General features: G+C 46.4%; 17 protein-coding genes. 9 read left to right on the top strand and 8 right to left on the bottom strand.

The window, feature by feature from the left end; genetic code table 11:
- The first annotated feature begins 2 nt into the window (after positions 1-2).
- The 6 genes from porV (at position 3) to purB (ending at position 7,720) form a co-directional block, all read left to right on the top strand.
- Positions 3-1,199: a type IX secretion system outer membrane channel protein PorV gene (gene porV / locus CWM47_RS27480; protein ID WP_100991822.1), complete on the top strand. Its 1,197-nt coding sequence runs from the start codon at positions 3-5 to the stop codon at positions 1,197-1,199.
- 102 nt (positions 1,200-1,301) lie between these two features.
- Positions 1,302-2,582, top strand: coding sequence for a M16 family metallopeptidase (locus CWM47_RS27475; RefSeq protein ID WP_100991821.1), 1,281 nt, complete (start codon positions 1,302-1,304; stop codon positions 2,580-2,582).
- A 149-nt stretch (positions 2,583-2,731) separates the two neighbouring features.
- A complete protein-coding gene (gene plsY, locus CWM47_RS27470; protein ID WP_100991820.1) occupies positions 2,732-3,397 on the top strand; it encodes a glycerol-3-phosphate 1-O-acyltransferase PlsY in 666 nt (221 codons plus the stop codon).
- A gap of 167 nt (positions 3,398-3,564) precedes the next feature.
- On the top strand, positions 3,565-4,926 hold the full coding sequence (locus tag CWM47_RS27465; protein ID WP_100991819.1) for a dipeptidase: 1,362 nt from the start codon (positions 3,565-3,567) through the stop codon (positions 4,924-4,926).
- Positions 4,927-4,973: 47 nt separating this feature from the next.
- Positions 4,974-6,335: a DUF1207 domain-containing protein gene (locus CWM47_RS27460; RefSeq protein WP_100991818.1), complete on the top strand. Its 1,362-nt coding sequence runs from the start codon at positions 4,974-4,976 to the stop codon at positions 6,333-6,335.
- A gap of 44 nt (positions 6,336-6,379) precedes the next feature.
- A complete protein-coding gene (gene purB / locus CWM47_RS27455; protein ID WP_100991817.1) occupies positions 6,380-7,720 on the top strand; it encodes an adenylosuccinate lyase in 1,341 nt (446 codons plus the stop codon).
- Positions 7,721-7,786: 66 nt separating this feature from the next.
- On the opposite strand, the gene proC is transcribed toward purB, so the two are convergent.
- The 7 genes from proC to CWM47_RS27420 form a co-directional block, all read right to left on the bottom strand.
- The gene (gene proC / locus CWM47_RS27450; protein WP_100991816.1) at positions 7,787-8,590 is read right to left on the bottom strand and encodes a pyrroline-5-carboxylate reductase; all 804 of its coding nucleotides are present in this window, start codon (positions 8,588-8,590) and stop codon (positions 7,787-7,789) included.
- A 134-nt stretch (positions 8,591-8,724) separates the two neighbouring features.
- Positions 8,725-9,861, bottom strand: a complete 1,137-nt coding sequence (locus CWM47_RS27445; RefSeq protein WP_100991815.1) for a TlpA disulfide reductase family protein — start codon at positions 9,859-9,861, stop codon at positions 8,725-8,727.
- Positions 9,858-11,348, bottom strand: coding sequence for an Asp-tRNA(Asn)/Glu-tRNA(Gln) amidotransferase subunit GatB (gatB, locus tag CWM47_RS27440; RefSeq protein WP_100991814.1), 1,491 nt, complete (start codon positions 11,346-11,348; stop codon positions 9,858-9,860). Before gatB ends, CWM47_RS27445 begins: the two co-directional genes overlap by 4 nt.
- Before the next feature lie 179 nt (positions 11,349-11,527).
- Positions 11,528-12,364 (bottom strand): phytoene/squalene synthase family protein, encoded by an 837-nt coding sequence (locus tag CWM47_RS27435; protein ID WP_100991813.1) that lies wholly within the window; start codon positions 12,362-12,364, stop codon positions 11,528-11,530.
- A gap of 108 nt (positions 12,365-12,472) precedes the next feature.
- A complete protein-coding gene (locus CWM47_RS27430; RefSeq protein ID WP_100991812.1) occupies positions 12,473-13,945 on the bottom strand; it encodes a phytoene desaturase family protein in 1,473 nt (490 codons plus the stop codon).
- Positions 13,946-14,294: 349 nt separating this feature from the next.
- The gene (locus tag CWM47_RS27425) at positions 14,295-14,810 is read right to left on the bottom strand and encodes an RNA polymerase sigma factor (RefSeq protein WP_100991811.1); all 516 of its coding nucleotides are present in this window, start codon (positions 14,808-14,810) and stop codon (positions 14,295-14,297) included.
- A gap of 321 nt (positions 14,811-15,131) precedes the next feature.
- Entirely contained in the window at positions 15,132-16,100 is a 969-nt protein-coding gene (locus tag CWM47_RS27420) for a KpsF/GutQ family sugar-phosphate isomerase (protein ID WP_100991810.1), read from the bottom strand.
- A gap of 107 nt (positions 16,101-16,207) precedes the next feature.
- Between CWM47_RS27420 and recQ the strand changes: the two genes are divergently transcribed.
- The 3 genes from recQ (at position 16,208) to CWM47_RS27405 (ending at position 21,073) form a co-directional block, all read left to right on the top strand.
- Positions 16,208-18,418 carry a DNA helicase RecQ gene (gene recQ / locus CWM47_RS27415; RefSeq protein ID WP_100991809.1) on the top strand — a complete coding sequence of 737 codons (2,211 nt, stop codon included), beginning with the start codon at positions 16,208-16,210 and terminating at the stop codon, positions 18,416-18,418.
- An 87-nt stretch (positions 18,419-18,505) separates the two neighbouring features.
- Positions 18,506-19,792, top strand: coding sequence for a phosphoribosylamine--glycine ligase (gene purD, locus CWM47_RS27410; protein ID WP_100991808.1), 1,287 nt, complete (start codon positions 18,506-18,508; stop codon positions 19,790-19,792).
- A gap of 87 nt (positions 19,793-19,879) precedes the next feature.
- On the top strand, positions 19,880-21,073 hold the full coding sequence (locus CWM47_RS27405; RefSeq protein WP_394341952.1) for a PSP1 domain-containing protein: 1,194 nt from the start codon (positions 19,880-19,882) through the stop codon (positions 21,071-21,073).
- Between the two features lie 79 nt (positions 21,074-21,152).
- Here CWM47_RS27405 and CWM47_RS27400 read toward each other — a convergent pair whose 3' ends face one another.
- Positions 21,153-22,883, bottom strand: a complete 1,731-nt coding sequence (locus CWM47_RS27400) for a M56 family metallopeptidase (protein WP_100991806.1) — start codon at positions 22,881-22,883, stop codon at positions 21,153-21,155.
- Between the last annotated feature and the right edge of the window lie 13 nt (positions 22,884-22,896).

Below are 22,896 nucleotides of genomic sequence, written 5' to 3'. Positions count from 1 at the left end.
ATATGAAGCGCAATTTTTTCCGTGTTCTTCTCGGCATTTGTAGTATTACTCCGTTCGTCGTCTCTGCTCAATCTACTGTAGTAACTACCCTTAACGGCCAGCAGCTAAATATTCCAACGTCGTCGGTACCTTTTTTGAATTTCACGCCCGATGCCCGTTCCGGCGCATTGGGCGACGCTGGCGTCGCACTTGGCGATGCAGATGCTAATGCAATCTTCTGGAATCCTTCAAAATTAGTTTTTGCCAAGCAAGATAAAGGCGCAGCAATTTCCTACACGCCTTGGTTGAGGAATTTGATCGGCGATATGTATTATACCTACCTGAGCGGTTATTCGAAAGTAGGCAAAAACTCGGTAGTGGGTGGTTCGCTGATGTATTTCGACTTGGGTACCGTCGATTTTACGACCGCAACAGGTGTAGCAGCAGGTACATTCAACTCACGTGAGTACGCTATTACGGCAACATTTGCGCAACGACTTTCAGAAAATTTCTCACTCGGTGTTGATCTAAAATACCTGAGTTCAAATCTGGCCGCAGGGAGCAGCAATCCTGGTTTGAAGCCAGGGTCAACTGCAGCCGCCGATATTAGCGCCTACTATCAGGACGAAGCGCGTGATAATGCAACTGGTAAAGGAATTGGCTGGGCATTTGGCGGTATGATTTCTAACCTCGGTGGTCGTATTAACTATGGTGGCACACAGAGTTACTTCATTCCTACCAACCTGCGCCTGGGAACCCGGTTCACACTGTATGCCGATCAGTATAACAAATTCAACTTTGTTCTGGACGCCAACAAATTAATGGTTCCAACACCCGACATTCAACTTGTGAATGGTGTACAAACAAATGTCAATGCCAATAAGAATTACTTTAGTTCGGTATTTGGCTCATTTGCTGATGCTCCGGGTGGATTTAGTGAAGAATTGAAAGAAATTACGATCTCTTCAGGTATTGAATACTGGTACAACGATCAGTTTGCTGCCCGTGTCGGTTATTTTAACGAGTCGAATACGAAAGGTGGCCGTAAGTACATTACAACGGGTATTGGTCTACGGTTACAGGATCGATTTGGTGTTGATTTCTCGTACCTGTTGCCCGTTAAACAAGGCAGCCCATTGTCCGAAACCTTCCGTATCTCCCTATTGCTGAGTCTTAACAAAGGCAATCGCATCGGCGATGACGAAGCTTATTCGAATTAAATAAAGAGTGAACGAGCGAAAGAGTGAAAGAGCGTTGATCAGGCCAGTTGGCTATCGCTCTTTCACTCTTTCGCTCGTTTCGCTCTTTTACTCTTTATTCCCATGACTCTCGATAGAACTCAGTCACCTGCGTTTCAGGCTATTCAGGAAATACGTTTACCATTGGTTCAGTCTCATCATCTGGATAATGGCATTCCTTTGCACCTTATTTCTATTGCTCACCAGCCGGTATTGCGATTGGAATGTGTGTTTAATGCCGGAACATGGTATGAACAGGTGCCGGGCAGTGCGTTCTTTACGATGAAGATGCTGTCGGAAGGAACACCTTCGCGTACGTCGGCCCAGATTAATGAATACATTGATCGATATGGCGCGTTTCTGGAATTGAACTCAGGCCCAGACCGGGCAAGCGTTGTTGTCTACTGTCTTACCAAGTTCCTGCCTGACGTATTACCGCTCCTGCGCGAAATGCTGACCGAACCGGCCTTTCCTCAGAAAGAGTTAGACGATCTTCGGAATATTACCCTTCAAAATCTGCGCGTCAACTACGAGAAGAATGCTTATCTCGCAGGAGTGCTTTTCCGGGAGAAACTGTTTGGGCCTAACCATCCCTATGGCCGTAGCCAGCGACCAGAGGCAGTTGAAAACCTCACGCGGAAAGACGTCGTAGATTTCTTTGACCGGGTTGTTCATAATCAGCCCTTTCAGATCATTCTGGCTGGTCAGGCCAGCGAAAATGAAGTAATGGCCATCAATCGTGAACTGGGTCAATCGGCTATTCGAACTGACACATTATCGTCTATATTCGACAATGTACATGCTGATGATAAGTCACCTGTACTGGCCGAAAAGCCCGACAGTGTACAATCGTCCATACGAATAGGCCGGCGGTTGTTTACACGGTCGCACCCCGATTTTTTTAAGATGCTCGTTACAAACGAGGTTTTTGGCGGGTATTTCGGCTCCAGGTTAATGAAGAATATTCGGGAAGAAAAAGGCTTCACCTACGGTATTTCTTCGAATATGCCCTCGTTTCGGCGGGATGGTTATTTCCTGATTGGCACCGATGTTAATAAGGAAAATACGCAGCAAACGCTGGATGAGATTCGGAAGGAAATTCACATTCTGCAAACGGAGCCGGTCTTACCTGATGAGCTGGAAACCGTTCAGAATTACATGGCTGGAGAGTTTGTTGGATCACTTAACACGCCTTTCGAAATTGCCGACCGCTACAAGGTAATTCTGCTGGATAACATGCCCGCCGATTTCCTGACAACCTATATTCAGAACGTACGGGCTGTAACACCAACCGACATTATGGAAACTGCTTCCCGCTATTTAGCCCTCGATACGCTGCTCGAAGTGATTGTGGGGGGTAAATAGTGGAAATTTAGTTAACTAACCGCTGAATGCCAGATTAAAAGGTTGACCGTTTAGTAACAATCCCTTAATTTTGGCGTCACATTCCTTTTGTGGGGACGATTGCCTCAAAATCGGTTAATCCCTATCCAACAATAACTTATTTTTTGTTGATGAATATCTTTCTCATTAGCATGACAGTGGTCGTGGCCTATCTATTAGGCTCAATTCCTACGGCTGTTTGGTACGGACAGGGCTTCTTTGGCCTCGACATTCGTAAGTTCGGCAGTGGTAATGCGGGCGCAACCAATACATTCAGAGTATTGGGTAAACGGGCCGGTACGATTGTAATGCTTGTGGATGTGCTGAAGGGTTATACGGCTGCCGTTTTATCCTCTTTGCTCTGGTATGCCGATGTGATTACGGATAACGAAATCCTGACATTCAAGATTGTTTTTGGCCTGGTGGCCGTCATAGGGCACTTGTATCCTGTTTTTGCCAATTTTAAAGGTGGTAAAGGCGTCGCAACGTTACTGGGTATGATGCTGGCAACGCACCCCGAAATGGCGGCCGTCTGCATTGGTATTTTTCTGCTGGTTGTCATTGCCTCACAATATGTATCGCTGGGATCAATTATGGCGGCACTGGCTTTTCCGGTCTTGCTGTTACTTCGGATTTTTGGCCAAAAAGAAAGCCCACTGCTCATTGTCTTCGGCTTTGTTGTTTTCCTGCTGGTTGTTTTGACCCATCAAAAAAATATTGGCCGTTTGCTGCGCGGGCAGGAGAGCCGCACAGTTCTGATTCGTTTGCGTAAAAAAAACGATAAACTTCAGCCCTGATTAAAAATAGATTTTTTGACAGGATTACAGGCGTATAAAGGATGTAAATCTCTGGTTCAAAAACGTGTGAATTTTGCAATCCTGTTAAAATTGCCAAATACCCTAAACTAATCAACGCCCCGACGTTGCGCGAAAAGTGCGTAACTTCGGGGCGAACTTTTTACATCATGACTACGTACCTCGAAGCGAACAAGCAGCGGTTTTTAGATGAATTACTAGAACTGCTCCGCATTCCATCTGTTTCTGCCGATTCCAACTTTAAAGGCGATGTTCGCCGGGCGGCCGAATATGTAAAAGACAAATTACAGGCGGCTGGCCTGGACAAGGCGCAACTCTACGAAACACCGGGCCATCCGATTGTTTATGCAGAGAAAATTGTCGACCCATCCAAGCCAACAGTGCTAGTTTACGGGCACTACGATGTACAGCCTGCCGACCCCTACGAACTATGGCTTTCGCCCCCGTTTGAACCAACAATTCGGAACGAACGCATTTATGCCCGTGGCGCCTGCGATGATAAAGGGCAATTCTACATGCACGTGAAGGCTATTGAAGCGATGGTAGCTACCGATGGACTGCCCTGCAATGTGAAAGTGATGATTGAGGGTGAAGAAGAGGTTGGTTCCGACCACCTTGGCATCTTCGTGGCCGAGCATAAAGAGATGTTAAAGGCCGACGTTATTCTTGTATCCGATACGAGCATTATCTCCAATGATACGCCTTCGCTGGAAACGGGTTTACGTGGACTTTCCTATGTAGAAGTGCACGTAACGGGCGCTAACCGCGATTTGCATTCGGGAGTGTATGGCGGTGGGGTCGCTAACCCAATCAATGTGTTGTGCGACATGATTGCGTCGCTTCATGACGAAGATGGACGTGTCACGATTCCCGAATTTTACACGAACGTTGCCGATTTGAGTGATGCCGAACGCGCTGAATTAGCGAAAGCACCCTTCAACCTGACCGACTATATGGAGGATCTGGGCATCAACGATGTGATGGGCGAAACCGGTTATTCAACCAACGAACGTACGTCTATTCGGCCAACGCTCGACGTGAATGGCATTTGGGGTGGATACACTGGCGAAGGAGCCAAAACCGTGCTGCCATCCAAGGCATCGGCTAAAATCAGTATGCGTTTAGTCCCCAATCAAACGCCCGACGAGATTACAGCCCTATTCACCAACCATTTTCTATCCATTGCACCGGCAGGCGTTACCGTTACGGTTGTTCCTCATCATGGTGGTATGCCGTACGTAACACCGGTCGATTCGGTTGAGTTTGACGCGGCAAGTAAAGCCTTTGAAGATGCCTGGGGTAAGAAACCTATTCCTACCCGGGGTGGAGGAAGCATCCCGATTATGGCCCTTTTTGAACAGGAATTAGGCGTTAAGTCAATTCTAATGGGTTTTGGTCTGGATAGCGATGCGTTGCATTCTCCCAATGAAAGCTATGGTCTGTTTAATTTTTATAAGGGTATTGAAACGATCCCTTATTTCTACAAACATTACGCTGAGCTTAAACAGTAAATCCTCTATTAACCAATTGCTTAAGTATCAATTACGGCTTCTATTTTATGAAACAAACGCTGTTAGCTCTTTTACTGAGTTTCTTACTTGGAACAGGGGCTCTGGCGCAAACGCCTAGTACATCACCTGCTCGTTTTTTAACCCCTGCTGAGCAACGGCAGAAAGAAAAAATAGATCGGGAAGTTCAACGCGAACGGCAAATTCGGGCCGAGTGGTTGCAAAAACAGCGCGACTATGAGGCAAAACAGGCAGAAAAAGAACGTCAACGAGCGGCTAAAAAAGCGGGTAAACCTATCGAGCCAGCTAGTGAGGTAGCCAAACCAGCCGCTGTCCCCGCAACACCGGCGCCTGTAGTAAACCAGCCATCGACCACAGAACCTGCACCAACTGTCGTTGAACCAACGCGGAAGGAAAAGCGGGAAAAACGTAAAAAAGAAGCCGTTCCTGAGCCAACGTCAATACCTGCTACCGTTCCGGCTGAAGAACCAGCCCCAATAGCTAAACCCGCTGTCGAAGCGCCTGCTACAGCTCCACGCCCGGAGCGGGTCAAGCGTGAGCGAAAGCCTAAGTCGGTGGACTCGGTAGCTGTTGTTCAGGAGGCTGGCCGTGAGCTAAGTGTTAGCCGACCTACACAAGAGTTTCTTCCGAAAGGACACCTGTTCGAGCCAATCTTACTGGACCCGCTTGAAGCACAAACCTACGGCAGTGTATTGCCGGGTTACTGGACCGAAGGACAAAAATACAAGGGGAGCATTGTTCCCTTTGCGTTTGGGTTTGCCAAACCATTTTACCGCCGAACAACCGAGCCCGGCCGTTCGGAAGAGTGGGTACTTGATCTGGCTTCGTTCACGCAGTTTGAAGCGTATCACGATTATACTTTAGGCAAAGCACGTCGACAGATAATAAATACCGATTATAAAATCAGTATCATTTATAATGTTCGCCGAGGAGAAAATAATTATCGCTTTCGGGTTTATCACCTGTCTTCTCATTTGGGTGACGATTATATCTACCGCAATCAAATCACGGCTCCGTCCCCTAATTCAGTGAACTATGAGCTGCTCGATGCAACTTATAGCCGGACGGTCAATAACTGGCGGTTATATGGAGGGCTGGGCGTGGTTCTGCGTAAAACTGAGGAGCGTAAACCATTTAGTGCGCAACTAGGGGCATTTTATAAAAAGCAATCCACTCATGCGGCCCGCCTGGTGGGTGGAGTCGATATTAAATTCTGGCAACAAACAGATTTTCGGCCGGGTATTCATGGCGGTATTGGTGTTGAATTGGGCCGTACACAAAACAACCTGACGTTTTTGTTTGAAGGCTATTCCGGTTTCCGCCCTTACAGCCAGTTTGAACAACAGCAAACAACCTGGTTAGGTATTGGCCTATACCTGAACCCATTTTGATGCAGGAGCCCCTGTCTACTGCATCGTAAATCGTAAACTATTACATGAAATTATCTGCTTTAACGGCTATATCGCCTATTGACGGTCGCTATCGGTCACAGGTTGACGCACTGGCTCCGTATTTTTCGGAACTAGGCCTGATTCATTACCGGGTCCGTATTGAAATCGAGTATTTCATTGCCCTCTGCGAATGGCAGGTTCCACAATTGGCCGGTGTTGATCCGTCGGAGTTTCCAACGCTAAGGGCGCTCTATGAAAACTTCTCTGAAGCTGATGCACTGCGTATTAAGGAAATCGAAAAAACGACGAACCACGACGTTAAAGCCGTTGAATATTTTATAAAAGAAAAATTGGAAGGGTCGCCGATTGAGCCCTATCTGGAGTTTATTCATTTTGGATTAACCTCGCAGGATATCAACAATACGGCTATCCCGTTGCTGCTCAGTGATGCGCTCGATACCGAAATCGTCCCGCTCTATCGGGATGTGTTTATGCGCTTGCAGGTGTTGGCCGAAGAGTGGAAAGCCATTCCTATGCTGGCCCGTACACATGGCCAACCGGCATCGCCAACGCGCCTGGGTAAAGAACTGCTGGTATTCGTAGAGCGAATAGAAAAGCAACTTCATTTATTGTCTGACATTCCAACGGCGGCCAAGTTTGGGGGTGCAACGGGTAACTTCAATGCCCATGCTGTGGCCTATCCTGATGATGATTGGAAAAAGTTCGGCGATAAATTCGTGGAAAGCCTAGGTATGGTTCGCAGTCAGTTTACGACTCAGATCGAGCATTACGATATGCTGGCGGCCATGCTGGATTCGTTTAAACGGCTAAACACTATTCTGATCGATCTGGATCGTGATGTCTGGACCTATGTGTCCATGAACTACTTCAAGCAAAAACTGAAAGAAGGCGAGGTAGGATCATCGGCGATGCCGCATAAGGTTAATCCGATTGATTTTGAGAATTCAGAAGGGAATCTGGGCGTTGCGAACGCGTTGTTCGAGCACCTTTCCGGCAAATTGCCTATCTCCCGGCTCCAGCGTGACCTGACCGATTCGACTGTATTAAGAAGTATTGGTGTACCCTTTGCCCATTCGGTCATTGCCTTGAAATCGCTGTTAAAAGGGCTGGGTAAACTCGAACTAAATCAGGCGGCTATCTCGGCCGATCTGGAAGATAACTGGGCTGTTGTAGCGGAGGGTATCCAGACGATTCTTCGTCGGGAAGGCTATCCAAAACCTTACGAAGCGTTGAAAGCTCTGACGCGTACAAATCAGAAAATCACGGAACAGGCTATCAAACAGTTTATTGATCAATTGAATGTGTCTGATTCCGTAAAAACCGAATTGCGGGCTATTACGCCGTTTAGTTATACGGGCCTGTAGTGCGACCGTCCCGGTCGGGTGTCTATGTACTTTTCTCAACACCCGACCGGGACGGTCGGTACTACATTATCCCTTCGATAATTCCGTCGAACGGGTTTGTGCCGCTTTGATACCCGTTACGAGGGTTTTGGCTAAGTTGCCAGTCTCAAATGCCCGAAGGGCGGCTTCTGTTGTGCCACCTTTAGAGGCTACTGCTTTGATAAGCTCATCTAACGATTTATCGGCGGTGTTGATCAGGTGATATGCTCCCAACATAGTCTGCTTTACCAAAAGAGCTGATACGGCATCGTCGAAACCCATTTGCTTTCCGGCGTCGATCATTGCCTTCACGACATAATAAAAGTAAGCAGGGCCACTGCCACTCAGGGCTGTTACGGCGTCGAGCATGGATTCATCTTCGAGAAAAATAGACCGGCCAGTGGCGTTGATCAGATTTTCGACACGGCGCAGGCTCGTTGTATCGACTTCTTTTGCTGCTGTAAACCCGGTAATACCCATCCCGAGCATGGCGGGGGTATTGGGCATGGCCCGAATCACTAATGGATGCCCTAATTTTTCCTGAATCTGCGCGATGGGAATGCCTGCCATAATTGACAGAACAATCTGCGTTGGTTGAATAACGTCCCGAAGTGCTTCGTAAACACTATTGAAATCCTGTGGCTTAACTGACAGAATGATAAGGTCTGTTTCGCCCACACGTGGGCCAATGGTATCGACAACAACCCCGGCTTTTTCGTTTTTAAGTGCTTCAGAGCGGTCGGCACTTTTTTCGATCAGGAGTAAATTGTCTTTTTTTACCAGGTCATATTGTATAAACGATTTGGCGAAAGCCATACCCATGTTCCCACAACCAACAATAGCAATTTTCATGTTAAAGAGCGAATGAATGAAGGAGCGAAAGAGTGGCCTGTTGTTGCGAAGGCACTACTTTTTCGTTCCAGATAGAAAGCAGAAGGGTCAGGTTTACAAACCTGACCCCACAAAACTAATGACTTGCGACTAACTCATTGGCCACCTTTCAGGATTTCTTCTAATTTTTGCTCCAGCGCGTCGCCCCGAAGGTTCTTGGCAATGATTTTACCTTCTTTATCAAGGAGGAATGTTGCCGGAATCGCCTGCACACCATATTGCTGTGCAGCCGCCGATTGCCAGTACTTCAAATCCGAAACGTGTGTCCAGGTAAGGTTGTCATTCCGAATAGCTTTGGTCCAGTTGGCTTTGGCCTGATCGAGCGAAACACTGTAAATAGCAAAGCCCTTGTCTTTGTATTTGTTATACATCCGCACAACGTTTGGGTTTTCGGCCCGGCAGGGACCGCACCACGATGCCCAAAAATCGATCAGCACATATTTGCCGCGTAACGACGACAGTGGAACGGGCGTGCCTGTTGTGTCATTCAATGCGATTTCGGGGGCTGCTGCACCAACCGATACACCTTTGATCCGGGCAACCCGGCCAATTAATGACTTGGCATGTGGGCTGTTCGGGTTTTCTTTCTCGAAGCGTTGAGCCAGAGCGTCGTAGGTAGTAAAATCGCTGTCGATATTAATAAAGTTCAGGGCGAACAGGGATACTAAAGAAGTTCCCATTTCGGGCAACATCGCTTTTACTTTGTTCACCACATCCTGTTCTGCAACCTGGTAATCCTGCTCGATTTGCGCGATTCGCTTGTTATCCTTTTTTTCGGTTGCTACGGCAACCTGCTGGTTCCAGCTTTTCACTTTCGCTTCCATATCGGTGCGAAGCGTAGTGAGTTTGTTATAATACTCCATGTTTTTGGAGCCTGTAACGGTGGCTTTGCCAACCTGACCTGTTTTGGCATCCATCACGAAGCCATCGGCCAGCACGTTCAGGGTTTCACCCCCTTCTACAAGGATAGCCATTTTTTGATTACCCCCTACGTTCAGCACGAACACTTCACCACCGTCGGCTACTTTGCCATTGATCGTGAATGTATTGCCTGCCGCAACTTTTGCCGAGTCAATTTTGTGTGTTGGCTGCGAGTTGGTTTCCAGATAAACAAAGCTACCCGGCGTTGCTCTGTTGACTTTGCCTGTTACTGTAAATGGCTTTGTGGTCTGGGCATTGGCCGTCAGGCTTAATGCCACCAAACTGGCTACACTAAAAAATAAGTTTCTCATGCTTTCTGTAATGTCTTTGCTATCAACTCATTTACCAATTTGGGGTCGGCCGAGCCTTTTGATTTTTTCATCACCTCACCAACAAATAAGCCCAATAAATTCTTCTTGCCTTTTTTGTATTGTTCTACTTTGTCTGGCCACGCTGCCAGCACCTCTTCTACCAACGTTTGCAAAGCATCGGTATTGCGATTTTGAACCAATCCATTTGCTTTGGCAATATCGGCAGGTGTACTGGCTGGTTGTTCGATCATTAAGCTAAATACTTGCTGAGCAGCGGTTTGGCTTATGGTACCATTATCGACCAAGTTAATCAGATCAGCCAGCCGTTCTGCCGAAACCGGAAACTGGCGGTCGCGCAGGTTTTTTTCATTAAGCTGCCCTTTTACCGGCCCCATTATCCAGTTAGAAGCCGCTTTGTAATTGGTCGTTTCTGCACAAACGGCTTCGTAATAGTCGGCCAGTTCTTTAGCGTCGGTCAACAAAGCTGCATCATATTCGGGCAATCCATAAATGGACGTAAATTTCTGATACAGAGCGGCCGGAAGTACGGGCATGGTAGCCTGAACAGCCGCCAGCCATTCATCAGAAATAACCACAGGCGTTAAATCCGGATCGGGAAAATAACGATAATCATTCATCGTCTCTTTTTCACGCATGGCATAGCTAAGCCCGGTGGCCGCATCGAATGTGCGCGTTTCCTGAATAATGCGCCCGTTTGTTTCGGTCAGTTCTACCTGCCGCAGAAACTCGCTGTCTACGGCCCGCATCACATTCCGGATCGAGTTCAGGTTTTTTACTTCAACTTTTGTGCCCAAATGGGTGGCTCCCTTTGGTCGGATGGAAACATTCACGTCGCAACGGAGCGACCCTTCTTCCATGTTGCCATCGCAAATGTCCAGGTACCGAACCAGCCGTCGCACTTCTGTCAGATACTGGCCCGCTTCCTCGGCAGTGCGAATGCAGGGATCGGTCACCATTTCGATAAGGGGCGTTCCGGCACGGTTATAATCTAACTGTGTGGCCCAGTCGTCGCCATCGTGAATGGATTTTCCGGCATCTTCTTCAAGGTGAATATGATGTACCTGAATGGTTGTCTGGTAAAGCTCGCCCGTAATGGGGTCTTTTACTTTAACCAGAATACCCCCGCCAACGCAAATGGGACCTTTGTCCTGCGACAACTGGTAACCTTTTGGCAGGTCGGGATAAAAATAATTTTTACGGGCAAAAACGTTATGACGCGTTATTGAACTACCACAAGCCAATCCCATACGAATGGCATAGTCAACAGCCTTGCGGTTCAGTTTGGGTAACGTACCGGGGTGTCCCAGCGTAATGACACTGATATTGGTATTTGGCTCAGCACCGAACGCATTGGCATCGGCCGCAAATATCTTGCTTCGTGTAAGCAACTGACAGTGTACTTCTAACCCAATAACGGCTTCGTATTGAGACAGAACCTCCGGCGAAATAAGCACTTGGTCCACCATTGACAAAAACTAAATGATTGTAGGCAAAGATAGGCAGAAATTAAACAGGGGTTGTTTATATGCCCGCTTTCGCTACTCACAGCTATTGATCAATAAGCACGCCAAATCGTGCTATCTATATCGTTCGTATGTAATGAATTGTCAAAAAGATGAAACGGGGATACTTTTTTTGCAAGCTTTTAAAGCACATTTAGTCGGTATTTCAAATACGTTTGTGCCAGCAGCGCAAACTTCTGCGGGTTTGGTACACGAACCCGTTCACTTTGAATACGGGTGGCCGAAAGTTGCTTGATTTTGTTGAACAGAGTTTGGTAATAGATATAGGCTAAATAAACCCCCATTCGTGCACCACGCGGCAGTTTCATAATACCTATATACGCTTCGTCGAAATCATGCTGAATATCTGCCTCGATTAGTTGTTTAGCGTCCCCTCCGAAATTATTAAAATCAACACCAGGGAAGTATGTACGTCCCCGATCAACAAAATCACTTTTCAGATCGCGCAGAAAATTCACTTTCTGAAAGGCCGATCCCAGTTTACAGGCCGATGCCCGGAGAAGGTCAAACTCAGCCAGATCACCCTCGCAAAAAACTCGCAAACACATCAGGCCAACAACCTCCGCAGAGCCATAAATATATTGACTATACCCATCAGCATCGTAATCCTGATAGTATAAATCCATTTCCATGCTTTTCAAGAAAGCTTCAATCAATTGAGGTTCAATTTTATACTCGTTGACAACCAGCTGAAAGGATTGTAATACGGGATTTAAACTGATGCCTTCTTCGATGGCCTGGTAGGTATCGTGTTTAAATCGTAGAAGCAGCGTTTTTTTATCGAAATCATGGAACGTATCCACAATTTCGTCGGCATACCGAACAAATCCGTAGATAGCATAAATGGGCAAATGGAATTTACGGTCAAGCGTTTTAATGCCTAACGTAAACGACGTACTGTAATTCTCAGTAATGATTTTACTGCATTCCAGTGCGGTTTTGTTGAACAATGCCATCATATGGTCTAAGCGCGTAAGATTAATCGAGGTCTAGGAATTAGCAAGTATAGAGAATAAGCAGCGTCGGGGTCGGCGAACAAATGCGTTTTCTCTGATTATGGTATCAAACTATATAAATTCTTTGGCAACTTCATCGGCCACTACCAGGCCAGAAATAAGCGATGGAGGCACTCCCGGCCCCGGAACGGTAAGCTGACCGGTGTAGAACAGGTTGTTCACCCGTTTGTTCTTAAGCGACGGTTTCAACAGTGCTGTTTGCTTCAGCGTATTTGCCAGACCGTAAGCATTTCCCCGGAAAGCATTGTAGTCCCTTTTGAAGTCAGCGTGTGCGTAACTACGTTTAAAGACAATGTGATTGCGAATATCCTCACCAACGTAGGCCTCCAGTCGATCCATAATCATTTCGAAATAGTATTCTCGTGTGGCATCATCATCGGTGAGGTCGGGGGCAACAGGAATTAGTAAAAAAAGATTTTCACATCCTTCGGGAGCTACACCGGGGTCTGTTTTGGATGGTGCCGACGCATAAAACAACGGTTTGGACGGCCAGCGGGGTGTTTCATAGATCTCCTGTGCGTGGAGTTTGAAATCTTCGTCGAAGAATAAATTATGATGCTGTAAGCGCGGCAACCGTTTATTTACACCTAAATAGAATAACAGCGATGAAGGCGCCATGACTCTGGATTTCCAGTAGGCTTCATCATAATTTCTGTTTTCTTCGGTGAGTAGGTTTGCTTCAACATGATGGTAGTCTGCACCCGCTATAACGACATCAGCCTCAAAGATACCATCATTGGTAACCACTCGTTGTGCGTTATTTTTGAGCACGTCAATTTTCTGAACCGTCTGATTTAGTAAAATCTTGACGCCTTTTTCTTCAGCCAGACTAACCATTGCCTTCACGATTTCATGCATGCCTCCCATAGGATACCAGGTTCCCAGGGCCATTTCCGCATAATTCATCAAGCTATACATGGCAGGCGTGTTTGCGGGCGTGGCACCCAGAAACAAAACCGGAAATTCAATGATTTCGAGCAGGCGTGGATTGGTGAAAAACTTACGGGCATGGCTGGCAAATGACTTAAAGACATCCATACGCGCAACATCATATAGTAACTTCAGGCTTATAAATTCGGTTACCGACCGGCTCGGTTTCCAAACAAATTTATTCATACCAACCTCATATTTATAGGCTGCCTGTTTGAGGAACTCCTGTAGCCTGGGGCCACTGCCCGGTTCAATTTGTTCGAACAAGGCTTCTAAATTATCTAGCCCAGCCGGAAGAGCGACAGCATCGTCGGAACCAAAGACAACTGTGTAGGAAGGGTCCAGGCGAACAAGGTTATAATAGTCAGTTGTTTTTTTGCCGAAGCGGGCAAAGTAGGTATCAAACACATCAGGCATCCAGTACCAACTTGGTCCCATATCGAAGGTGAAGCCTTTTGTATGGAAAACGCGAGCCCTACCACCGGGCATACTATTCTTTTCGAAGATAGTGACATCGTAACCTTTATCGGCAAGACTTGTGGCTGCTGCCAGCCCGGCAAACCCCGCTCCAATGACAAGAACTCGTTTGGGCATTAGTAAACGAACGGTTGGGTAAGAAACTGGAAAAGTAATTGATGAAGAAATTTGTTTGAGCGAAGCTATCTAAATTTTTCATCAATGTTCGTCCATCCGCTCCGAATATAGCTATTATGGACACTGGGAGAAGGGAGTAGCACTGTTGTGAGCACTATTACTTTTCTTCGCGATTCATTAAAAAAAAGTATATTAAAGCAACTGTTGACGTATAACGTTTTGACTATCAGTGGCCTAAAAATGAAAAAAAGTTGGGTAGAAACTACCCAACTTTTCGAACCTTCCTCTTTTTTAACCAAAAACTACTCAATCAATAAACCTTAGACGAGAGACTTTGAAAAAGTCTCGTCTAGGCATTAAAATATGCGTAAACTTTCAGCTGACCTTTCAATTCCTTACGAGCAATGTGAATGCGGTTTTTCACTGTTCCTATAGGGATGTTCAGTTTTGCAGCTATCTCATGGTACTTAAAACCACGGAAGTGCATCATGAATGGAGTCTTGTAAGTGTCTTCCAGACCATTGACAGCCCGATTGATATCGTCCTGTGCAAATGATGAGTAAGCCATATTATCTGTGCTACTCTCGATAGAGTTGATGTAGTGCAAATTGTCTGTTGTATCAATGAAGGTATTCTTCCGCACCATACGTTGATAGTTGGTGATGAATGTATTCTTCATGATAGTATAAAGCCATGCTTTCAAATTAGTTCCGTCTGTATATTTATCGCGATTTGTAAACGCTTTCAGTAATGTATCCTGTAATAAGTCATTTGCGTCTTCAACATCTTTGGTCAAGCGAAGAGCAAACGGACGTAACGATTTAGACACTTTGCCAATATGGTTAGTAAATTCGAGAGCGGTCATGGCTGTTTAAGTTTTTCTGTTGAATCAAATACAAATATCTACTAGACAAAAACACAACCAGTCTTTTTCAGAAGTGATAAAGGCATCTGAGTTGAATCGTTAATTTATTGAAAAACAGAAACTTACATAATATTAATTTTGCAATGGCACAGCCACAGATCAAGTGCTACTAGTGTGGAGTGTGGAATATTTCCCCCATAGTGGGGAATCCACACTGTGGAGATTGTTTAACAATTTGGAAAATATATTAAACAAAAATGGTAGAACCATAGATTCTACCATTTTTAGTCTGATTTCTGAAAGATTTATTTTCTTTTCTAATTAAATAAGTCCCTCTTTCAGCAAATCATGTAAGTGTATAAATCCAATCACCCGATTCTCGTCAACAACAACGAGTTGTGAGACATCCCGCTCCTGCATCAATTGCAATGCCGTTACCGCATATTCGTCAGCAGCTACGCAAACGGGCGTTGAGGTCATAACATCCCGGGCATAGAGTTCCCAAAAGGAAATATGATCGTAGGCCATACGCCGAATATCGCCGTCTGTAACTATGCCCGCTAGGCAACCGGTTTCATTAACTACAGCTGTCGCTCCCAACCGATTCGCCGAAATAGTGAAAATCACTTCCCGAACGGGCGTACCGGGCAAAACTACCGGGCACTGATTGTGTGGAAAAATATCCGCTACTTTTAAATACAATCGTTTTCCGAGCGATCCGCCCGGGTGATACCGTGCAAAGTCCTGCCTGGTAAATCCACGAACTTCGAGCAAACTAACCGCCAATGCATCACCAAGGGCCAATGCAACGGTTGTACTGGTTGTTGGAGCCAGGTTGAGTGGGTCGGCCTCGACCTCGGCATAAGCGTGGATTAGGTGATCGGCGTGCTGCGCCAGATAGGAGTCGCGGGCGCTGACAAGCGCAATCATCCGAACACCTATTCGCTTTAGCAAAGGCACCAGTACTTTAATTTCAGCAGTGTTGCCGCTCTTCGAAATAAGAAGCACCACATCGTTTGTTTGAATCATACCCAGGTCGCCATGAATGGCATCGGCCGCGTGCATGAACAGAGAGGGGGTTCCCGTTGAGTTCATGGTGGCTACGATTTTCTGACCAACAAGGGCACTTTTGCCTACACCTGTTACGACTAATCGGCCTGAACTGTGTAGTATCGTTTCAACGGTATCATCGAATTGATCATCAAGCAAATCGACGGCATTACGGATTGCTTCTGCCTCGGCTAACAAAACCGAACGGGCAATAGTCTTAGGATTTTTTATTACTTTCAACGTCAGTTTTGATAATCAGGAATTGTTTGCTGTGTATATTCGCTAACTTTATAAAGCAAAGATACGGCAAGCACACTGAGTAAAGTAACTTTTGTACGATTTGTAGAATGATGCAGGTTGATCAGTCGGTCCATTCAACTCTTAAAGAGCGGCTAAAAGAAATTTTTGGGTATAGCCAGTTCCGGGGCGAACAGGAAGCCATTATTTATAGTATTCTGGCGGGGCGAAATACCTTTGTTATTATGCCTACAGGAGCAGGCAAATCGCTATGTTATCAGTTGCCCGCTATTGTAAGTGAAGGCACAGCCGTAGTTATTTCGCCATTGATTGCTCTGATGAAGAACCAGGTCGATCAATTGAATGCCTTTGGCATTAATGCGCAATTCCTTAACTCAACGCTCTCGAAAGCGGAGATGAATAAGGTTAAACGAGATACACTTAACAGTACGCTCAAGCTTCTCTACATTGCTCCAGAGTCATTGACAAAGGAAGAGAATTTGGATTTTTTGAAGAAAGCAAATATCTCTTTTGTCGCAATTGACGAAGCACACTGTATCTCCGAATGGGGACATGACTTCCGGCCAGAGTACAGAAAAATTCGCGGCATCGTTGATAACATCGGCAACTTACCTGTGATAGCCCTCACAGCCACAGCCACACCCAAAGTGCAGCAGGATATTCAGAAAAACCTGCAGATGGAGGATGCCAATCTGTATAAAACGTCCTTCAATCGGAAAAACCTCTATTACGAAATACGACCGAAGGTTGACGCTAAAAAGCAACTCATTAAATACATCAAGCAAAACAAGGGGAAGTCGGGAATCATCTATTGCCTGAGTCGTAAGACGGTCGAAGAGATTGCCGAACTTCTGCGCGTGAATGATGTGAAGGCATTGCCCTATCATGCGGGTCTGGACCCCCAAACGCGCATGAATAATCAGGATGCCTTCCTGAACGAAGATGTCGATGTAATCTGTGCAACCATTGCCTTTGGTATGGGTATCGATAAACCCGACGTTCGGTTTGTTATTCACTACGATGCACCAAAATCGCTCGAAGGCTACTATCAGGAAACAGGCCGGGCTGGTCGCGATGGGCTGGAAGGTAATTGCCTGATGTTTTATAGCTACGACGATATTGTTAAGCTCGAAAAATTCAATAAAGACAAGCCCGTTACCGAGCGCGACAATGCCAAGCATCTACTGACTGAAATGGTTTCTTACGCCAATCTGGGCGTTTGCCGCCGTCGGCAGTTACTTGGTTATTTTGGCGAGTTTATGGATAAGGATTGTGGCTTCTGCGACAACTGCCTGAAGTCGCCGGAGAAGTACAAAGCACAGCACGAGGTAGTGCTGGCTCTGCAAACCGTACTGCAAACCGAGCAGCGTTTCGACGTGGCTCACCTATCCGACGTGTTGACGGCAACGGGCAATCAATACGTAACCAGTTATGAGCACGATAAACTTTCCGTTTATGGCAAGGGGCGGGAGTTCAATGAAGACTGTAATTTCTGGTGCTCGCTGATTAAACAAATTACAATTTACGGATACCTCGAAAAGGATGTCGACAATTATGGCATTCTAAAACTCTCGCAGCGCGGCCTGAATTACATTGAAGATCCTTATCCGATTTCGCTGACCAAAGATCATGATTATGAGCAGCAGGGTATCGATATAAAAGAGGAAGAAGACAAAGATTCGGCTCCGTCGTCGGGCGGAGTTGCGTATGATGAAGAGCTTTTGGGTCTACTGAAAGCCCTTCGCAAAAAGATCGCTAAAGAGAAAAACCTGCCGCCCTACGTTATTTTCCAGGAGACATCCATGGAAGAGATGGCGACTACCTATCCCACCACGCGTGAGGAAATGGCGCAAATCAATGGCGTCGGGATGGGTAAAGTGCAGAAATTTGGTCGGCAGTTTATTGACCTGATCACAAAATATGTTGACGATAATGACATAGAAACGGCCAAGGATGTAGTCATCAAGTCTACGGTCAATAAATCGAAAGTCAAGATTTTCATTATCCAGCAGATTGACCGGAAGGTTGACCTCGACGAGATTGCCGAGTCGAAGTCACTGACGATGGAAGACCTGATGGAAGAAATTGAACATATCTGTTACTCTGGTACTCGATTGAACCTCGACTACTACATTAACCAGGTAATGGATGAAGACCGACAGGACGAAATTTTCGAGTATTTCATGCGGGCCGATAGTGATAACATCGCTGTTGCTTTGCGTGAATTTGGGGGCGACGATTTCACCGAACAAGACCTGCGCCTGATGCGCATTAAATTCCTGTCGGAAGTAGCTAACTAAATGATCTACGAGGTGCGGTTTTACGATTTACGATTGCATACCTGCGAGTAAATCACAAATCGTATTTCGTAAATCGTAAATCATTACATGAATATATTAATACTAGGATCGGGTGGGCGAGAACATGCCTTTGCCTGGAAATTAGCACAAAGCCCTTTGTGTGATTCATTGTTTGTAGCACCTGGTAATGCCGGAACAGCACAGGTAGCTACCAATTTGTCTATAGGCTACAATGATTTTTCGGCTATTGCCAATGCAATTCGTGAGTATAAAATTGATTTGTTACTAGTTGGACCGGAGGAGCCATTGGTAAAAGGAATTGTCGATTTCTTACACAAACAGCGAGGTTTAGCCAGTCTCCGCATAGTGGGTCCAGATGCCAAGGGGGCGCAGTTGGAAGGGAGTAAAGACTTTTCCAAGCAGTTCATGCATCGCTACGGTATTCCTGCTGCAGTGTCACAAACGTTCACAATAGACACACTTGAGGACGGACTTGCTTATCTGGAAAAACATACACTGCCAGTTGTTATAAAAGCTGATGGGCTGGCAGCCGGAAAGGGCGTTATCATTGCCGAAACAGTAGCTGAAGCACAAACGGCCGTTCGGGACATGCTTGATGGCCAGCGGTTTGGCGAAGCTGGTAGTAAGGTCGTCATTGAGCAATTTTTGCGGGGTATTGAATTGTCAGTCTTTGTACTGACTGATGGTGTCAACTATAAAATTCTGCCCGAAGCCAAAGATTATAAGCGTATTGGCGATGGCGATACAGGACCAAACACAGGCGGTATGGGTGCTGTTTCGCCGGTTGTTTTTGCCAATAAAGCGTTTTTGCAAAAGGTTGAAGATAAGGTTGTCAAGCCTACGTTAGCTGGGTTACAGCAAGAAGGTATTGCTTACAAGGGCTTTATTTTTGTAGGGTTAATGAAAGTAAACAATGAGCCTTATGTAATTGAATACAACGCTCGTATGGGCGATCCTGAAACTGAAGTCGTGTTGCCCCGTATACAGAGTGATTTTGCGGAGTTAATGATCGCTACCGCCGAGGGTAAGCTTGGAAACGTTACGATTCAGGTGTCGCCCCAAACGGCCGTTACAACAATGCTGGTATCGGGTGGTTATCCGGGTGATTACGAAACCGGTAAAATCATTTCTGAACTAGAGCGTTTAGATGATATAATGGCGTTCCATGCCGGAACGCTCCAAAAAGACGGTCACGCGTTGACCAATGGCGGACGGGTACTGGCTATCACAGCACAGGCCAACTCGCTTGAAAACGCTGTCAGGAAGTCGCAGGAAGCGGCCCGGATGGTACAATTTGACGGAAAACAGTACCGGAAAGACATTGGGCTTGACCTGATCCGGTATTCCGACTAACTGATTTGCGTTTTACGATGTACGAATTACGATTTTTCTTGTTCGTAGTTCGAAAATCGTAATTCGTACATCGTAAATTATATATACATGTCCTGCAAATCTTGTGCAACCGGCGGGTGTGGAACCCAACGTGGCGCATCCGATGGCGAGAAAACGGCCACCACAGGATGCGGTAGCGGAGGGTGTAGCACCGGAGGCTGCAACAAACTGAATTCTTTTGACTGGCTGAGCGATATCGCCATGCCAGGTTTGCGATACGATGTAATTGAGGTGAAATTTAAGGGTGGACGGAAGGAATATTACCGGAATGTTCACCAGCTTGATCTCACTACGGGCGACTATGTGGTAGTTGAAATGCAATCGGGTTTCCACGTGGGCGCTGTTTCGCTGCAAGGCGAACTGGTACGGATACAGGTGAAAAAACGCGGTGTCAAGATTACTGATGACACCAAAGTTATTCACCGGATTGCAACGCCTAAAGATCTTGAACGCCACGAACAGGCTGTTCTGCGCGATCTCCCGGCACTCTATCGCTCGCGCGAAATTTCCCGCGAGTTAAAGCTCAATATGAAACTATCTGACGTTGAATTTCAGTCAGATAACACAAAGGCGACCTTTTATTATTCGTCCGAAGAGCGGGTTGATTTCCGTGAGTTAATCAAAATGCTGGCGAGTGAATTCAAAGCCCGGATCGAAATGCGCCAGATTAGCCTTCGGCAGGAAGCCGGTCGGCTGGGCGGTATTGGTTCCTGTGGTCGTGAACTTTGCTGTTCAACCTGGTTAACGGATTTCAAAAACATTGCTACTTCGGCGGCCCGGTATCAGAATCTGTCGCTGAATCCGGCTAAACTGTCGGGGCAATGTGGACGCCTGAAGTGCTGCCTGAACTACGAACTGGATACGTATATGGATGCGCTGCGGGATATTCCAACGATTGAGAAACCGCTGGAAACGCAGAAAGGACGGGCTTATCTTCAAAAGACCGATATTTTCCGTAAGCTCATGTGGTTTGGCTACGGAGCCGAAAGTACTTGGTATCCGTTGCCCATTGTGCGCGTTCTGGAAATTGTTGAGTTAAACAAAAACGGCATTGTTCCCGAATCGTTCGATGTGCTGACCCCCATTGGCGAAAAAGAGCATGTTACCGCTGCCGCTCTCAATAGCGACCTGCAAAAGTTGGATGCTAAATACACGGCTCGAACGGCCAACAAAAAGAAGAAGAAAAAATCACGAGGGCCAGAAGGTAATACGCCCCGCCCTGCGCCAAACGGTAAAGCCTAAAAGAAACGAGCAGACTGACTGGTGATTTCTAGGTTAAAGACAAACGCCGTATCTTGGAGATACGGCGTTTGTCTTTAACCTAGAAATCACCAGTATAGAACGGACTGAAAACGTAGTAACTGCTATCTCGCTTGGCCCGTTTGGGCGCTGTCTCGATGGATAGTTGAAAGCGGGGTAACGGATAATCGGCGCGAAACCACTCAATATAAGGCCGTTCCTTTGTATAAAGCCGGGCTACCTCCCGAACATGAATGCTCTTTACATCGGCAAGTGTTGCCGGTAAATTGTTGATAGAAATCTCTACCGAGTTAGCGTAATCGTCGTACACGCTCAGATGCTCGTTTTTAGTCCGTTCGACGAGCGCGTTTTTGTTGTGAAAAAAAGTCGCTTCGAGCAATTGATTCATATTGAAGGAAAACGTCTCTCCCAGTGGATGCTGCGAAATTGCAGCCGCCTGAAGTAGCGTAAAAAACTGTTTGCGTTTGCCGTCAAATCGAATGGGTTTGCCACTTGTCTGGATAATTATCTGATAGGGTTTAGCCTTAGCATCCACGTTCGCCATGTTTTCCCACTGATGCATGACAAACAGTTCATTGATAAATTCCGGCGATAGCTTTGCTAATGCCTCTGTTGCAACCTCTTTTCCATCAATATAAATGGCTGACTCGTATTTATAATCGTCGGGTAATACGAAGCGATTGCCTTTGAGTTGTAGAACCACCGGTTTACTTTCTACGATCTCGGTCCCGAATTTAGTCCTGAATAGAGCCAGATGGCGGTACCAGGTTCCTTTATCCTCCAAATCAACAACCATTGCTCGAGTTGGTGTGCTGGCTGGTAATGCATTCGGGGCAAAGGTTTGATCATGTATCTTGGTGTTTTCTATGCGCCCATGCTGGCAGGCCAGTACCACAATACCCATCACTGATAGCCAAAGTAAATATCGCCACCAGGCCAAAGGCCCCGAGGGTTGGCTATTAATCATCCCGACGCGCTGGCGTAAACTAGGACCGCTAAACCGGTTGGTGAAGGCTAATTGCCCTACCGATAAACTCACTTTCAGCAGATTATATTGATAGGCTTTCGCATCAATGCCTTCTGTAAGAACAGCCCGGTCGGCACTGAATTCGAGGATTTCGTGTAGTAGGTGCCGAAACAGATAAGCCGCCGGATTAAACCAAAATACAATGCATACGAACTCCCCGGTAATCATGTCGACACTATGTCGCTCCTGAACATGAACGCGCTCGTGCCTTAGAATCTGGTCTAACTCATCGGGAGTGTGCTGATTGGGGTTCAGAACTACCCGATTGAAAAAGGAAAAAGGTGAGGTGACCGTCTCATTTCGGACCAGTATGAAATCGTCGTAAGGTTCATGCACCGACTGACGAATAAGCTTGCGAAGCGAAAACAACTGAATACCAAACCGAATCAACAAAAAAGTAAGGCCAGCCAGGTAAGTCAGTAGTAATCCTAATTGCCACGACCAGACAACTCGTTTTTGTTGGGACTGAAAGGCCAGATATGTTTTTTGATTCGGAAATGTAATCGTTACACCAGATGAATAGTCTGATTTTGGTAGTATGCGCGGCACAATGACCTGAGCCGTATGCTGCATAACCGACCGTACCGGTTGAGGACGCCAGTCAGGTAACTCAAGTAAGGGGAGAAGTAGGGCTCCGGCTAAACCGAGCCACAAGGCCAGTCTATTGGCATCGAAGAACGTTTCGCGCCGGAGCAAAAAGTAATACGCAACGCTCACAACGGCCAGTAGTCCGTTTACCAACACGATATAGCGTAAAGTTTCCATAACGGGTAACGAA

Source organism: Spirosoma pollinicola (genome assembly GCF_002831565.1).
GTDB lineage: Bacteria > Bacteroidota > Bacteroidia > Cytophagales > Spirosomataceae > Spirosoma > Spirosoma pollinicola.
Note: the sequence above shows the minus strand (reverse complement) of the source record. Positions and strands in the feature narration are given on the sequence as shown.